The sequence below is a fragment of the Burkholderia sp. AU45251 genome (assembly GCF_030482905.1).
Lineage (GTDB): Bacteria > Pseudomonadota > Gammaproteobacteria > Burkholderiales > Burkholderiaceae > Burkholderia > Burkholderia aenigmatica.
The window spans coordinates 151,228-166,958 of the sequence record NZ_JAUJQH010000012.1; the positions used below are offsets into that span (position 1 = coordinate 151,228).

A 15,731-nucleotide genomic window follows, 5' to 3' on the forward strand; every position below is an offset into this window, starting at 1 on the left:
AAAACGGCGCGTGCGGCCGACAGTCGGCCTAACGGCCAGTATCCGCTCGCGACGGCCGTGCGCGGGCTATGCTGGAAGCACGCCAGCCCGCAGCTGCGCGGCGGGCGGCCCCCACGTCAGGACCGGTCTTACCGGGCAGCTATAATCGCGGGACTGTTTTCCGGTATGCCTATGCAATCCACGACTCCTACGTCCCCGCCTCCTGCCCCGGAGCCGAAGAAGCGGCCCTGGTGGCAAAAAGTCCTGCTCGGATTCGCCACGATGTGCGTGGCGCTCGTCGTGGCCGGCGGCCTCGTGCTCGGCTACGCGCTCGTCGTCGCCTGGCCGAACATGCCGTCGCTCGACGCGCTGACCGACTATCGGCCGAAGGTGCCGCTGCGCATCTATACGTCCGATCACGTGCTGATCGGCGAATTCGGCGAAGAGCGCCGCGACGTCGTCCATTTCAAGGACGTGCCCGCCTCGCTGAAGAACGCGATCCTCGCGATCGAGGACGCGCGCTTCTACGATCACGGCGGCGTCGACCTCACCGGCATCGTCCGCGCCGGTTTCGTCGCGCTGACGAACGGCCATGCGTCGCAGGGCGCGAGCACGATCACGATGCAGGTCGCGCGCAACTTCTTCCTGTCGAGCGAGAAGACCTACACGCGCAAGATCTACGAGATGCTGCTCGCGTACCGGATCGAGCGTGCGCTGACGAAAGATCAGATTCTCGAGGTCTACATGAATCAGATCTATCTCGGCCAGCGCGCGTACGGCTTCGCGAGCGCCGCGCGGGTCTACTTCGGCAAGGACCTGAAGGACATCACACTCGCCGAAGCAGCGATGCTCGCCGGGCTGCCGAAGGCACCGTCCGCGTATAACCCGGTCGTGAACCCGAAGCGCGCGAAGGTGCGCCAGGAATACATCCTGCAACGGATGCTCGAGCTGAATTTCATCACGCGCGAACAGTACGACGAGGCCGTCGCACAGCCGCTCGTCGTCAAGGGTCCGGGCCGCGATTTCAGCGTGCACGCCGAGTACGTCGCGGAAATGGTCCGACAAATGATGTACGCGCAGTACCGTGAGGAAACCTACACGCGCGGCTTCAACGTCGTCACGACGATCGACTCCGCGGACCAGCAGGTCGCATACACCGCGCTACGCAAGGGCATCATGGATTACGAACGCCGGCACGGCTATCGGGGGCCGGAAGGCTTCATCGAACTGCCGGCCGGTGCCGACGACCGCGAACAGGCGATCGACGATGCGCTGCTCGAACACCCCGACAACGGCGAACTGATTGCCGCGGTCGTCACGGCTGCCACCCCGCGCCAGATCACGGTTGCGTTCATCGACGGCAGCAATGCGACGATCGAAGGCGACAACCTGCGCTTCGCGTCGGGCGCGCTGTCGGCCAATGCGCAGCCGAATCGCCGCATCCGCCCGGGCGCGATCGTCCGCGTCGTGAAGAACGACGCCGGCAAGTGGTCGATCACGCAGTTGCCGCAGGTCGAGGGGGCGTTCCTGTCGATCGTCCCGCAGGACGGCGCGATCCGCTCGCTCGTCGGCGGCTTCGATTACAACAAGAACAAGTTCAACCACGTCACGCAGGCGTGGCGACAGCCGGGTTCGTCGTTCAAGCCGTTCATCTATTCGGCGTCGCTCGACAAGGGCCTCGGGCCGGCAACCGTGATCAACGACGGCCCGCTGTATTTCAGCGCCGCCGAAACGGGCGGCCAGCCGTGGGAACCGAAGAACTACGGCGGCGGCTTCGAAGGCCCGATGTCAATGCGCACCGCGCTGCAGCGCTCGCGCAACCTCGTGTCGATCCGGATCCTGAACCACATCGGCACGAAGTACGCGCAGCAGTACATCACGCGCTTCGGCTTCGACGCCGAACGCCATCCGGCCTACCTGCCGATGGCACTCGGCGCGGGCCAGGTCACGCCGCTGCAGATGGCGGGCGCGTACTCGGTCTTCGCGAACGGCGGCTACCGCGTCAATCCGTACCTGATCGCCGAAGTCACCGATCCGAACGGGGCAATCGTCGTGCGCGCGCAGCCGCTCGTCGCCGAGCAGAACGCACCGCGCGCGATCGACGCGCGCAACGCGTACGTGATGAACAGCCTGCTGCAGAGCGTCGCGCAGCGCGGCACGGGCGCACGGACCAACGTGCTGAAGCGCACCGACCTCGCGGGCAAGACCGGCACGACGAACGACTCGCACGACGCGTGGTTCGCCGGCTACCAGCACACGCTCGCCGCGATCGCGTGGATCGGCTACGACAACCCGCGCAGCCTCGGCGATCGCGAAACGGGCGGCGGCCTGTCGCTGCCCGTCTGGATCGAATACATGGGCGCCGCGCTGAAGGGCGTGCCCGAGTTCAAGCCGACGGTGCCGGACGGCGTCGAATCGCTCGGCGGCGAGCTGTACTTCACCGAGTTCGCGCCGGGTCACGGCTTCGTGTCGACGGTCGGCGTACCGCAGGCACCGGCCGCGCAGAACGTCGATGCCACCGTGCCGCACGTCGACGAGCAGGAAAAGCAGGACATCATGAACCTGTTCGCGCACTGACCACCGGCCCGGACATGAAAAAAGCGCCCCCACGGGGGCGCTTTTTCTTTGGCACGACAGCTCGGGGCGCGGCCCCGGCTTCGGCCGTGGCCGTTACGGCGCGCTGAACGTGATAGCCAGGCCGGCCTGCTGCGTCGCGTATTCGGTGAGCGCAGAGAAAAACTCGGTGCCCGTGCGCGTATCGCGCCATTCGCCGTCGATGAAACGGTAGTGGAAACCGCCCGCCTTCGCGGCAATCCACACTTCCTTCATCGGCGGCTGCAGGTTGACGATGATCTTCGAGCCGTTCTCGAACGTCAGCGTCAGGACGCTGCCGTTGCGCTCCAGATCGATGTCGTGATCGCCGTCGTTGGCGTCGTCGACGGTACGCTCGACGGCCGCCAGCACGGCCTCGGCACGGGTCAGGTATTCGGTATCGGACATGCTAAACTCTATCGGTTCAATTGTTCAGGGACGATCATGCGAGTCGTTTTCCGGATGAGCGCGATTGTAGCGGCTTTGGCGATTCTTGCCGGCTGCGGTCAAAGCGGCGCGCTCTATCTGCCCACCGTGCCTCCGATGCCCAAGCCACTCCAGCAGCAGGACGCGCCGCCGTCGGACGTGAAGCCGACCGATGAAAACGCGTCGTCCGACAGTGTGCCCGATTCGTCCGGTACGCCGCTCACGCTGTCGCCCGAATTGTCGAGCGGCGCATCGGCCAAGCCCGCACCGGCATCGAGCCCGGCCGTCGCAAAGTAACGGCGCGCCGCCTGCACCGCTCGTGAAACAAGGCGATGACTTCCCGGTCATCGCCTTTTGTTTTTCCAGGCTGCGCCGTCACGCGCGCACGCGCCGCCATCCCCATGCAATGACCCGCCAGCCAAGCAGCGCGGCAACGATCGCCGCATAAAGCTTCGGCTGCGCAAGATTGTGCTTGCCGGCCCTCATCCACCAGAAGTGCAGCACGCCGAACAGCGCGATCACGTAGATCGCGCTGTGCAGCGTCGCCCAGTGGCGGCCGAGCCGGCGCACCATCGCGCGCGGCGAGGTTGCCGCGAGCGGAATCAGCAGCACGAACGCGGCGAAACCGACCGTGATGAACGGGCGTTTGCCGACGTCCTTCAGGATCGCAACGACGTCGAACCACTTGTCGAACCACAGGTAGGTCGTGAAGTGCAGCGTCGCGTAAAAGAACGCGAACAGCCCGATCATCCGGCGAAAACGCAGCAGCGCGGCGAACCCTGTCATGCGCCGCAGCGGCGTGACAGCGAGCGTGATGCACAACAAGACGAGCGTCCAGAGGCCCGTCGAACGCGTGATGAACTCGATCGGATTCGCGCCGAGCCGGTCGGTCAGCCCGAACAGCACGAGACGCGCGAGCGGATAAAGGCCGGCCGCGAAAACCAGCACCTTGGCCGGCGCGAGCCAGCGCGGCGCGGCGGGACGGACCGCACCGCACCGCGCGGCACGTGCAGCCGAACCGGCGCCGGCTGCGCGCGCGGGTGTCAGCGTCGAAGGAGGCATGTCGTTTCTCACCGTCACGCTCAGAAGTTCTTCTTCAGGTCCATGCCCTGATACATCGACGCAACCAGATCGCCGTAGCCGTTGAACATCAGTGTCTTGCGCTTCGGCGTGAAAAAGCCGTCCTCGCCGATGCGCCGCTCGGTCGCCTGGCTCCAGCGCGGATGATCGACGTTCGGGTTCACGTTCGAATAAAAGCCGTACTCGCTCGCCGCATACGTGTTCCAGCTCGTCTTCGGCTGCTTGTCGACGAAGCGGATCTTCACGAGCGACTTCGCGCTCTTGAAGCCGTACTTCCACGGCACGACGATCCGCACCGGCGCGCCGTTCTGGTTCGGCAGCACCTGCCCGTAGACGCCCATCGTCAGCAGCGTCAGCGGATTCATCGCCTCGTCCATCCGCAGCCCTTCCGAGTACGGCCAGTCGAGCACGGGCGTCGAGAGGCCGGGCATCTGCGACGGATCGGCCAGCGTGATGAACTGCACGTATTTCGCGTTGCCGGTCGGCTGCACGCGCTTGATCAGCTCGGACAACGGCACGCCGATCCACGGGATCACCATCGACCAGCCCTCGACGCAGCGCAACCGGTACACGCGCTCCTCGAGCGGCGCGAGCTTCAGCAGTTCGTCGAGATCGAACACCTTCGGATGCAGCACCTCGCCTTCGACGCTCACGCGCCACGGGCGCGGCCGCAACGTGCCGGCGTTCTGCGCGGGGTCACTCTTGTCGGTGCCGAACTCGTAGAAGTTGTTGTAGGACGTGATGTCCTTGAACGGCGTCACCTTGTCGGCCGCGACGAACTTCGCATTCGTCTTCGCCGCGAGCTTCGCGGCCCGCGCATCGGGCGACGCATAGGCGGCCCATGCTGCGCCACTGCCGCCGAGCAGCCCGCCCGCCGCCGCGAGGCCGGCCGCCTGCAACGCGCGCCGCCGGTTCTCGAAGACCGCACGCGGCGTGATTTCGCCGGGCGCAATATCGCCGCCGGTCAGTACGTTCCGCAAAGGGCGTTTGATCCACATCGTGCTGCTCCTCCTGCATGCGCCGCGCGCAGCTTCATGAGCGTTCGACCCGACCCGTCTTGCGCCGTTCGACGCCCGGACCGCCCGCCCGTTACAAAAGAAAACCGCCGGGCACACGGTGCACCGGCGGTCTCATAGTCGGACGAACAGCGGAAATCTTACAGCTTGCCGTAGCTGTGCAGCCCGGACAGGAACATGTTGACGCCGAGGAACGCGAAGGTCGTCACGAGCAGGCCCGTGAGCGCCCACCATGCGGCCACCGAGCCGCGCAGGCCCTTCATCAGGCGCATGTGCAGCCACGCCGCGTAGTTGAGCCATACGATCAGCGCCCAGGTTTCCTTCGGGTCCCAGCTCCAGTAGCCGCCCCAGGCTTCAGCGGCCCACAGCGCGCCGAGGATCGTCGCGATCGTGAAGAACGCGAAACCGACCGCGATCGACTTGTACATCACGTCGTCGAGCACTTCGAGCGTCGGCAGGCGATCCGCGAGCACGCCGCGCTCCTTCATCAGGTACGCGACCGACACCATCGCCGACAGCGCGAAGCTGCCATAGCCGATGAAGTTCGCCGGCACGTGAATCTTCATCCACCAGCTCTGCAGCGCCGGCACGAGCGGCTGGATCTGCTGCGCATCGCGCGCGACCGAATACCACATCAGGAAACCGACGGCTGCGCTGATCACCAGCAGCACGAACGCGCCCAGCGCGCGCGTGCCGTAATGGCCTTCGTAATACAGATAGAGCAGCGCCGTGATCAGGCTGAACAGCACGAACACTTCATACAGGTTCGACACCGGAATGTGCCCGACGTCCGCGCCGATCAGGTAGGACTCGTACCAGCGCACCATCAGGCCGGTGAAGCCCATCAGCACGGCGACCCACGTGAGCTTCTGGCCGATCGCGGAGCCCGACTCCGAGCGTGCGAGCAAACCGATCCAGTAGAAGATCGTCGCGAGCACGAACAGCGCGCTCATCCACAGGATGGCCGACTGGCTCGACAGGAAGTACTTGAGGAAGAACGCCGAATCGGCGCGCGCGAGATCGCCCTGGTAGATCTGGATCGACAGCAGCGCCAGCACGGTGATCGACGCCATCATCAGTCGCGCGGGCTTCCAGCGCCAGCCGAGCGTGATGAGCGCCGGCACGGTGCCGATCATCACGGCCTTGTCGTAGTAATTCATGTGCTCGTTGTAGTGCACGAGCGCATAGCCCGCGCCCACCACGAGCGCCAGCGCGAACAGCCAGTCGAGCAACGACAGGCGCGCGAGGAACGGACGGTCGTCGAACAGCGGCGCCACAACTGGAGCCTGGGCCGACGCCCGATGGGAAGAGGAAACTTGCGTGAGATCCATGATGTTACCGGGTGGAATTCTCGGAATCGGAACCGCCGCCGGCAGGCGGACGGGCCGTCGATGCCGCACGGGCCGGCGCGGCGTCGCGAGGTGCGGCGTGCAGGGCGGCACCGGCCGCGTCGCGCGTCTGCACGAATTCTTTCTCGAAATCGAAGGTCTTGCGGGCCGTGGACATTGCCATCACCACATCGACGCCCGAACCGGCGTCCTTCAACCAGAACCAGAGGCGCCGCTCGCGCACGTAGAACATCGAGAAGATGCCGGCGACCAGCAGCAGGCTGCCAAGATACACCAGATTCTTGCCGGGTGCGCGCGTCAACTGAAATACCGAAGCTTGCACCTGCTTGAATGAGTCAAGCTGCAAATAGACCGGCGATCCATACAAAAAGCTGTCAGATAGCGCATTGATCGCGTTCTGCACGAAGCGGATCGTGTCGGTGCCCTGCTGCGCCGCCGGCTCGCCGGCACGCTCGCGCGCGATCTGCCAGACCTCCCACATCGAGCCTTCGAGCATCCGCAGCAGCAGGCTCGCGGCCTTCTCCTGCTCTGCCTTGGGCACCGAGCGGTCGATGAACGTCGCCACCGCCTGGAAGCCGCCGATCGGCTGGCCGTCGGCGCCGCGGCCGACGCTGTCGTCACTCGCCGCAAACAGGGTCAGCACCTTCGATGCGCTGTCCTGCAGGCGGCCGCGCAGCGATGCGTCGGTGCCCGGCAGCGAACGTTGCGCGAAGCGCGCGGCGGCTTCGGCGCGCACGGTCGGATCCTCAAGCGCGGCGCGCAGGCGCATCCATTCGCCGATCGAATCCTGGCTGTCGGCCGGAATCCGCATGTAGCGGAACGGGTCGTTCGGGCTCGCGCGCACGCCGGCGAGGAACACGCGCACGCCATTCATGTCGACGGGCAGCATGTAGTTGTTGAACTCGCGCGCCTGGCCGTCCTTGCCGCGGATCTTGTATTGCACGGACGGGCCGATGTTGTGGAGCTGCGTCGGCTTCGACGTCTTCGCGCCGGAGCCGAGCCGTTCGTCGAACGCTTCCTTCAGCGAGCTCGTCGTCGCCACGCCGCGTACGTCCGGCTTGCCGTTCGCGTCGGCCATGTTCTCGACGTTGATCGCGCGGAAATCGGAGAACTCTATCGTGTCGCCATCGTTGCCCGGCATCTGCAGCGGCGCCGAACTGCCGATCGTGCCCTGCACGGGGAAGGTCTTCGCGTTGCCACCCGTCATCGGGTAGGCCGTCATCTGCATCTGCGAGCCGCCGTCCTGGAAGCTCGACTGGTAGATCGACACGCCCTTGTACGTGAACGGCTTGTTGACCTCGACGCGCGCCGGGATCTTCTGGCCGGTCTCGCGATCGATCACGACGATGTCGCTCGCGAACAGCTTCGGCATGCCCGTCGTGTAGTAATCGACGATGAACTTGTTGAGCTGGATCGAGAACGGCAGATCCTGGATCAGCGAGCCGCTCGGCTGGTTCAGGATCGCGGTCGACACGAACTGGCCCTCGGGCACCCACGCGTAGCCGCGGAACGTCGGGTTCGACACGGACAGGCGATGATCCGGCGAGATCTCGCTGATCGTCGCGCTCGTGTTGACCGGGCTCTTGCCGAACATCCACATCTGGAATTTGATCGGCAGGTTGCTGTCGAGCAGGCCGCCGATACAGATCACGACGATCGCGAGGTGAGCGGAGATGTAGCCCCACTTGGTCATCGCGCCGCGCTTCGCGGAGATCAGCGTCGCACCGTCGTTTTCACGCACGACGTGCTTGTAGCCGGCCTTGGTGACGAACGTGGCGAGCGTCGCCGCGACGGTCGCGCGCGTGCCGGACGCCGTGTACTCGGCCTTGTGGTGGAACGCGCGCAGGCTGCCTTCGCGAACCTTGTCCTTCCAGCTCTTCGCATCTGCGAGCATCTTCGGCGCGTTGCGGATCACGCACAGCGAGATCGACACGACGAGGAAGATCAGGATCAGCATGAACCACCACGCGCTGTACACGTTGTACAGGCCGAGCGAGCGGAAAATGTCCGCCCAGAACGGCCCGAACTGGTTCACATAGTTCGGATACGGATCGTCCTGGGTCAGGACCGTGCCGATGATGCTCGCGATCGACAGCACCACCAGCAGCGCGATCGCGAAGCGCATCGAGCTCAGCAGCTCGACCGCGCGCTTGGACGCACCCTGACCCGACTTCGACTGCAACCCCGACGTGGTAACGCTCATTCAAACTCCGACTCAGGGGAAACAGCCCCCAACGCTCACTTTGTTCGCTTGGGGAGCGCAGCCCCCCATCTCCGGCAAGCCGCTCCATCCTGACTTGGCCTGGCGCGTGCCGACAAAAAAGAAGGGCGAGGCAACCGCAACGATGCGGCGCCCCACCCTTTTCTTGTTCTGACTCCGGCCGCCCTTCGGGCGCCCGGTCATTCTCGCGGCTGACCGCTCAACGCAGGCCCGCGATGTAATCCGCGACGGCCTTGATCTCGTTGTCCGACAGCCGCGTCGCGATCTGATGCATCGCCTCGTTGTTGTTGCGCGCGCCGGCACCCTGCTGGAACGCGGTCAACTGCGCGACCGTGTAATCGGCCCATTGCCCCGACAGACGCGGGTACTGGACCGGGATCCCCTGCCCTGTCGGCCCGTGGCAGCTCGCGCAGGCGGGGACGCCCTTCTCCGCGATGCCGCCGCGATAGATCTTCTGGCCGATCGGCACGGTTGCCGCATCGCGTGCGGTGCCGAGCTTCGTCGACTGCGACCCGTAGTACGCGGCGACGTTGCGCATGTCGTCCGCGCTCAACGCGCTCGCGAATCCGACCATCACCGCGTTGTTCCGCACCGGCCCCTTCGCGCCCGGCTGCGTCTTGAAGTCGTTCAACTGCTTGACCAGATATTCGGGATGCTGGCCGGCAAGCTTCGGGAAACTGCCCGACGCGCTGTTGCCGTCGGCGCCGTGACACGACGCGCAGACCTGCCCGGCAATCGCCTTGCCGCGGTCGAGATCCGGCTTTGCCGCGTCTGCCGCGTTTGCCGCGTTTGCCTCCGCTACGAAACCTACGAACCCTGCTGCAACCTGAAGCACCATCAGAGACTTGCACAGTCGATTCATTCGCACACCCTGTTTCGTCTTGTGGGAATTTGAGGTTCTGCAAAAAACGACGGCGTTCAGTCTACCGCAGAAGCTACATAAAAGCGCGAGGCAGGCGCCCGGTAGCCTTCGGTAAAACCGCCGTATTGTACAATATCGTGTTGAAAGCTCCGGCGCCTATCGGGGCTACCCCGCCTCCACCAAGCGGCTTGCGCCGCCCGTCCTTCCGGTTCCCATGGCCTTTCTGCTCCATCAAGCCCGCTTCTACACGACCGTCAACCATCTGCGCGACCTGCCGCCGACGGTCCAGCCGGAAATCGCGTTCGCGGGACGCTCGAATGCCGGCAAGTCGACGGCGATCAACGTGCTGTGCAACCAGAAGCGGCTCGCCTTCGCGTCGAAGACGCCCGGCCGCACGCAGCATATCAACTACTTCTCCGTCGGCCCGGCCGACGAGCCCGTCGCGAACCTCGTCGACCTGCCCGGCTACGGCTACGCGGAAGTGCCCGGCGCCGCCAAGGCGCACTGGGAAATGCTGCTGTCGTCCTATCTCGCGACCCGCTCGCAGCTTTGCGGCCTGATCCTGATGATGGATTCGCGCCGTCCGCTGACCGACCTCGATCGCCGCATGATCGAGTGGTTCGTGCCGACCGGCAAGCCGATCCACACGCTGCTGACGAAGTGCGACAAATTGACGCGGCAGGAAAGCATCAATGCGCTGCGGACCGCGCAAAAGGGGCTCGATGCGTATCGTGACCAGGGTGTCCAGGGCAAGCTGACGGTTCAGCTGTTCTCGGCAATGAAGCGCACGGGGCTCGACGAGGCGCACGCGCTGATCGAGAGCTGGGTGCGGCCGTCCGCCGCCGACGAAAAAAGCGAGCCTGTAGCACAATGATCGGGCAACGCGCGGCCGGGATCGGCGGCGCGCACCTGACGGCACCTGCGATTTCGGCCGGCTCATAAAAAAACCCGCCGTTGAACGGCGGGTCAAACAGCCTAATCGAAAAACGACAGGCACCCGCTCAGGGAGGAGAAGCGGGGAGCTGCACGCAACGCGCGCCGCTCGATCGCTATCATATACCAACGCTCCCGAAAATGACCGAAGGGTTCCGTAAGGTTCTTACTGCCCTGATTTCTACCCAATCGCCATGAGCTTCCATCCGCTTCATCGTCCGCGCCGGATGCGCCGCGACGACTTCTCCCGCCGCCTGATGCGCGAAAACCGCCTGACCACCGACGACCTGATCTATCCGGTATTCGTCGTCGAAGGCACCAACGAAAGGCAGCCGGTGCCGTCGATGCCGGGCGTCGAACGCGTGTCCGTCGATCTGCTGATGCAGGTCGCCGAGCAATGCGTCGAACTCGGCGTGCCCGTGCTGTCGCTGTTCCCGGCCATCGAGCCGTCGGTGAAGACGCCTGACGGCCGCGAGGCAGCCAATCCGGCAGGCCTGATCCCGCGCGCGGTGCGCGAGCTGAAAAAGCGCTTCCCCGAGCTCGGCGTGCTGACCGACGTCGCACTCGATCCGTACACGAGCCATGGCCAGGACGGCGTGCTCGACGAAAATGGCTACGTGATCAACGACGACACGATCGAGATCCTGATCGATCAGGCGCGCGCGCAGGCTGAAGCCGGTGTCGACATCGTCGCCCCGTCGGACATGATGGACGGCCGCATCAGCGCCATCCGCGAAATGCTGGAAAGCGACGGCCATATCCACACGCGGATCATGGCCTATTCGGCCAAGTTCGCATCGGCGTTCTATGGTCCGTTCCGCGACGCAGTCGGCTCGGCCTCCAATCTGGGCAAGGGCAACAAGATGACCTACCAGATGGATCCGGCGAACAGCGACGAAGCGCTGCGCGAAGTGCGCCTCGACATCGACGAAGGCGCCGACATGGTGATGGTCAAGCCCGGCATGCCGTACCTCGACATCGTGCGCCGCGTGAAGGACGAGTTCCGCTTCCCGACCTACGTGTACCAGGTGAGCGGCGAATACGCGATGCTGAAGGCCGCCGCGATGAACGGCTGGCTCGACCACGACAAGGTCGTGCTCGAATCGCTGCTCGCGTTCAAGCGGGCGGGCGCCGACGGCGTGCTCACGTACTTCGCACTCGACGCCGCGCGTCTGCTGAAAGCGCAAAGCTGATTGCCCGCCGGCAGGCGGAAAGAAAAACGGCGGGACACTTCGGTGCCCCGCCGTTTTTTGTTTGCCGTCGACCGGAGCCGTCTGCTCGTGTCGATCGTCCGCTCATGCCGCACGAGCGCGCCGCTTCGCCACCGGCACGCCCCCGACAGGCATGGTCATACCGTCGGAACGGCAGCCCGGTCCAGGCTGCGCAGGAACGTCTCGGCCGCCTGATAGCCAACCACACGCCCGATCTCGTTACCGTTGCGATCGAAGAAGATGATGCCCGGCGGCCCGAACAGGTTGAAGCGCTTCAACAGCGCCTGGTCGTCCGGGTTGTTCGCGGTGACATCCGCGCGCACGAGGTGAAGCTGCGCGAGCCGCGCCTGCACGCGCGCGTCGGTAAACGTCAGATGCTCCATCTCCTTGCAGCTCACGCACCAGTCGGCGTAGAAGTCGAGCATCACGGGCTGGCCGGACGTCTTCAGCAGCGCGTCGAGTTCGCCACTCGAGCTCACCGAGGCGAACGCGGGGCCACCTTGCGCTGCGGCCGCGCCTGCCGTCGCAGCGCCGCCGGACGCAACCGTGCGTGCCGCCAGCACCGCCAGCGGCTTGACCGGATCGGTCGACCCCGCGGCCAGGCCGACGAGCAGCGTGGCCGCCCAGATCGCGAGTGCAGCACCCACGCCACGGCCGAGGCGACGCCAGATAGACGTGGCGCCGGCATTCGGCGTGAACAACCCGAGCGCCGCGGCCGCGATCAGCAGCCACAACGCAGCGAGCACCATCTTCAGGCCACCGGCCAGCACCGGCCACACGATCCACAGCGCGGCTGCGAGCAGCACGATGCCGAAGAACACCTTCACGCCATCCATCCAGGCGCCGGCGCGCGGCAGCACGGTCCCGGCGCCGACGCCGACGACCAGCAGCGGCACGCCAAGCCCCAGCCCCATCGCGAACAGCGCGGCACCGCCGAGCAGCGCATTGCCCGTGTGGGCGATGAAGGCCAGCACCGCGAATAGCGGCGCCGTCATGCACGCACCGACGACCAGCGCGGACAGCGCGCCCATCGCCGCGACCGCGACGAAATGGCCGCCCTGGCGCGCGCCCGATGCCTCGGCCGCGCCGTTCTGCCAGCGTGCGGGCAGCGCGATGTCCTTGCCCGAGATCAGCGAGACGGCAAACGCGGTCAGCAGCACGCCGAACGCACCGAGCACCCATGGGTTCTGCAGCCATGCACCGAGGCTCTGGCCGACCAGCGCCGCGGCGATGCCGAGAACCGTGTAGACCAGCGCCATGCCGACCACGTAGGTCAGCGACAGCGCGAAACCGCGCGCATGCGTCGCGCGCGTGCCCTGGCCGATGATGATCGCCGACACGATCGGGATCATCGGGTACGAACACGGCAGCAGGCTCAGCACGACGCCCGCGACGAAATACAGTGCGACGATCGTGAAGAAGCCGTGCCCTTCGAGCAGCGACTGCGCGAAATCGGCGCTGGTGACCTTGTCGAACCAGCTGCCCGCAGCGGCCGTATCGCCGGACGACGAGGCGGCACCCAGCGCGGCGCCGTCGACCTTCACGACGTGCTCGGCCGGCGGATAGCAGATGCCCTCGTCCGCGCACCCCTGCGACGTCACCGCGAGCTCGAACGGCCCCGACGCCTGCTTGACGGGCACGTGAACGATGACTTCGTCGCGGTAGGTCTCGACGTTCTTCTGGAACGTCTGGTCGAACTTCACGTGGCCGGCCGGGAATTGCGGCTCGCCGAGCGTCGCCTGTCCGCTCTTCACCGCGAACGCGAACCGCTCGCGGTACAGGTAATAACCGTTGGCGACCTTGAAGCGGACGTCCACCTGTCCCGGCGATTCGCTCGCACTGAACTTGAACGCAACCGACGGATCGAGGAAATCGTCGGCCGCGCGCGCGACCGACAGGCCGCCCAGCACGAGCATGAACGACAACAGGACTGCGAGGAATCGCAGCGCGCGCACGCGCACGGGAAGCGCCATACCGTTAAACATGAAATAGACGTTGAGTTTCGTTGATCACCCATTGACCGTACGCGGCCGATGCCGTCGTCTGCCACGAGACGATTTCGGGCGTCTCGTAAGGATGATGCGCGAGAATAAATCGCTCCAGTTCGAGCGCCCGCACGGGGCTCGTCTTGAACAGCAACTGGATCTCGTCGGCCGTTTCGACCTTGCCCTGCCAGTGATAGCGCGATTTGATCGCACCGAGCTCCGACACGCACGCGGCAAGCCGCGCATCGAGCGCACCGTCTGAAAGCGCCTGAGCGGTCGCGGCATCGGGCACCGTCGTCAGCATCAGCACCACTATCATCCGCGCCCTCCTGGCTGGTCTATCGGCTCCTGCCGACGCGGATTGCCCACCTGGGGAGCGCGTTGGCTGCCCCGTATCGTAGCGCAGCCCGCGCAACGCTGCCGGCACCGCCCTGCGACAATCGATCGCAGCCGGCGCCTGAAAAACAAAAAGGGCCAAGCAATCGCTCGGCCCCTTTCAGATACTGCTGCGTACCGGAAGCTTACTCAGCTTCTTGCACGTTTTCCGTTTCGTCGACTTCCGGACGATCGAGCAGCTCGACCAGTGCCATCGGTGCGTTGTCGCCCACGCGGAAGCCGAACTTCAGCACGCGCAGGTAGCCGCCCGGACGGTTCGCGAAACGCGGACCGAGCACGTCGAACAGCTTCGCCACCGAGTCACGATCGCGCAGGCGGTTGAACGCCAGGCGACGGTTTGCCAGCGACGGCTTCTTGCCGAGCGTGATCAGCGGCTCGACGACTTTACGGAGTTCCTTCGCCTTCGGCAGCGTCGTCTTGATGACTTCGTGCTCGATCAGCGAGTTGGACATGTTACGGAGCATAGCCAGACGGTGGCTGCTCGTGCGGTTCAGTTTCCGCAGACCATGACGATGGCGCATTTCAGTTTCCTTGATTCAAAGTTTTGATCCAGCTCTTCTATCGCACGTCGAAGCGTGCACGGGCCGGTAACGAAAAAAAGCAAGATGCGGATTTTAAAGGAAAATCCGCATCTTTGCCAACTACAGCAACAACCAGGCTTACTTGTCGAGACCAGCCGGCGGCCAGTTTTCGAGCTTCATGCCCAGCGTGAGACCGCGCGAAGCGAGCACTTCCTTGATCTCGTTGAGCGACTTGCGACCGAGGTTCGGCGTCTTCAGCAGCTCGTTTTCCGTGCGCTGGATCAGGTCGCCGATGTAGTAGATGTTCTCGGCCTTCAGGCAGTTCGCCGAACGAACCGTCAGCTCGAGATCGTCCACCGGACGCAGCAAGATCGGATCGATCTGCGGAGCACGCGACGGCGCTTCGGCTGCCGTTTCCGTGCCTTCCAGCGCCGCGAACACGGACAGCTGGTCGACCAGGATGCGGGCCGATTGGCGGATCGCTTCTTCCGGCGTGATCACACCGCTCGTCTCGATGTTCATCACGAGCTTGTCGAGGTCGGTACGCTGCTCGACACGTGCGCTTTCGACAGCGTAGCTCACGCGGCGAACCGGCGAGAACGATGCGTCGAGGACGATGCGGCCGATGATCTTGGCCGTGTCTTCGCCGTAGCGACGAACGTTGCCGGGCACATAGCCGCGACCCTTTTCGATCTTGATCTGAACGTCGAGCTTGCCGCCCTTCGACAGGTGCGCAATCACGTGATTCGGGTTGATGACTTCGCAGTCGTGAGCCAGCTCGATATCGCCGGCCGTGACAACGCCTTCACCTTCCTTGCGCAACGTAACCGTCACTTCGTCACGGTTATGCAGCTTGAACACCACGCCCTTCAGGTTCAGCAGCAGGTTGACGACGTCTTCCTGCACGCCATCCAGCGTCGAGTACTCGTGCACCACGCCCGCGATCGTCACTTCGGTCGGCGCGTAGCCAACCATCGACGACAGCAGCACGCGACGCAGCGCATTGCCCAAGGTATGGCCGTAACCGCGTTCGAACGGTTCCATGACCACCCTCGCGTGGTTCTCGCCCAGCGATTCCACGGCGATGATCTTGGGTTTCAGCAAACTGGTTTGCATGGGCTTTCCTTTTCAATACCCTCGGCTCGTTACACCGATAAGGC

The 15,731-nt window shown here is 64.9% G+C and carries 14 protein-coding genes; 4 read left to right on the forward strand and 10 right to left on the reverse strand.

The features are described 5' to 3' along the window. Positions 1-165 precede the first annotated feature (165 nt). Positions 166-2,556 (forward strand): penicillin-binding protein 1A, encoded by a 2,391-nt coding sequence (locus QZM67_RS23170; protein WP_301806941.1) that lies wholly within the window; start codon positions 166-168, stop codon positions 2,554-2,556. A 93-nt stretch (positions 2,557-2,649) separates the two neighbouring features. Here QZM67_RS23170 and cyaY read toward each other — a convergent pair whose 3' ends face one another. After that, a complete protein-coding gene (cyaY, locus tag QZM67_RS23175; RefSeq protein WP_043191836.1) occupies positions 2,650-2,979 on the reverse strand; it encodes an iron donor protein CyaY in 330 nt (109 codons plus the stop codon). A 36-nt stretch (positions 2,980-3,015) separates the two neighbouring features. On the opposite strand from cyaY, the gene QZM67_RS23180 reads away from it, so the two are divergent. Beyond that, positions 3,016-3,294, forward strand: a complete 279-nt coding sequence (locus QZM67_RS23180) for a lipoprotein (RefSeq protein WP_043191837.1) — start codon at positions 3,016-3,018, stop codon at positions 3,292-3,294. 78 nt (positions 3,295-3,372) lie between these two features. On the opposite strand, the gene msrQ is transcribed toward QZM67_RS23180, so the two are convergent. The 5 genes from msrQ to QZM67_RS23205 all read right to left on the reverse strand — a co-directional run bounded on the left by msrQ (position 3,373) and on the right by QZM67_RS23205 (position 9,525). Next, entirely contained in the window at positions 3,373-4,059 is a 687-nt protein-coding gene (gene msrQ / locus QZM67_RS23185) for a protein-methionine-sulfoxide reductase heme-binding subunit MsrQ (RefSeq protein WP_301806945.1), read from the reverse strand. 20 nt (positions 4,060-4,079) lie between these two features. Beyond that, the gene (gene msrP / locus QZM67_RS23190) at positions 4,080-5,075 is read right to left on the reverse strand and encodes a protein-methionine-sulfoxide reductase catalytic subunit MsrP (protein WP_301806947.1); all 996 of its coding nucleotides are present in this window, start codon (positions 5,073-5,075) and stop codon (positions 4,080-4,082) included. Between the two features lie 158 nt (positions 5,076-5,233). Then, complete coding sequence (gene ccsB / locus QZM67_RS23195; RefSeq protein WP_089449756.1) at positions 5,234-6,424, reverse strand: c-type cytochrome biogenesis protein CcsB; 1,191 nt, start codon at positions 6,422-6,424, stop codon at positions 5,234-5,236. 4 nt (positions 6,425-6,428) lie between these two features. Continuing rightward, positions 6,429-8,645, reverse strand: a complete 2,217-nt coding sequence (locus QZM67_RS23200) for a cytochrome c biogenesis protein ResB (protein ID WP_301806950.1) — start codon at positions 8,643-8,645, stop codon at positions 6,429-6,431. Between the two features lie 217 nt (positions 8,646-8,862). Next, on the reverse strand, positions 8,863-9,525 hold the full coding sequence (locus tag QZM67_RS23205) for a cytochrome c (protein ID WP_301806972.1): 663 nt from the start codon (positions 9,523-9,525) through the stop codon (positions 8,863-8,865). A gap of 214 nt (positions 9,526-9,739) precedes the next feature. Here QZM67_RS23205 and yihA point away from each other — a divergent pair, with 214 nt between their 5' ends. Then, entirely contained in the window at positions 9,740-10,399 is a 660-nt protein-coding gene (gene yihA, locus QZM67_RS23210; RefSeq protein WP_043191851.1) for a ribosome biogenesis GTP-binding protein YihA/YsxC, read from the forward strand. A gap of 253 nt (positions 10,400-10,652) precedes the next feature. After that, the gene (gene hemB, locus QZM67_RS23215; protein ID WP_301806952.1) at positions 10,653-11,651 is read left to right on the forward strand and encodes a porphobilinogen synthase; all 999 of its coding nucleotides are present in this window, start codon (positions 10,653-10,655) and stop codon (positions 11,649-11,651) included. Between the two features lie 155 nt (positions 11,652-11,806). Here hemB and dsbD read toward each other — a convergent pair whose 3' ends face one another. The 4 genes from dsbD to rpoA form a co-directional block, all read right to left on the reverse strand. After that, positions 11,807-13,654 carry a protein-disulfide reductase DsbD gene (dsbD, locus tag QZM67_RS23220; RefSeq protein WP_301806956.1) on the reverse strand — a complete coding sequence of 616 codons (1,848 nt, stop codon included), beginning with the start codon at positions 13,652-13,654 and terminating at the stop codon, positions 11,807-11,809. After that, positions 13,647-13,973 carry a divalent-cation tolerance protein CutA gene (gene cutA, locus QZM67_RS23225; protein ID WP_043191857.1) on the reverse strand — a complete coding sequence of 109 codons (327 nt, stop codon included), beginning with the start codon at positions 13,971-13,973 and terminating at the stop codon, positions 13,647-13,649. The genes dsbD and cutA overlap by 8 nt, the downstream gene beginning before the upstream one ends. A 202-nt stretch (positions 13,974-14,175) precedes the next feature. Then, positions 14,176-14,571: a 50S ribosomal protein L17 gene (gene rplQ / locus QZM67_RS23230; protein WP_006477175.1), complete on the reverse strand. Its 396-nt coding sequence runs from the start codon at positions 14,569-14,571 to the stop codon at positions 14,176-14,178. Between the two features lie 138 nt (positions 14,572-14,709). Next, positions 14,710-15,687 (reverse strand): DNA-directed RNA polymerase subunit alpha, encoded by a 978-nt coding sequence (rpoA, locus tag QZM67_RS23235; RefSeq protein WP_006477176.1) that lies wholly within the window; start codon positions 15,685-15,687, stop codon positions 14,710-14,712. Positions 15,688-15,731: the final 44 nt, after the last annotated feature.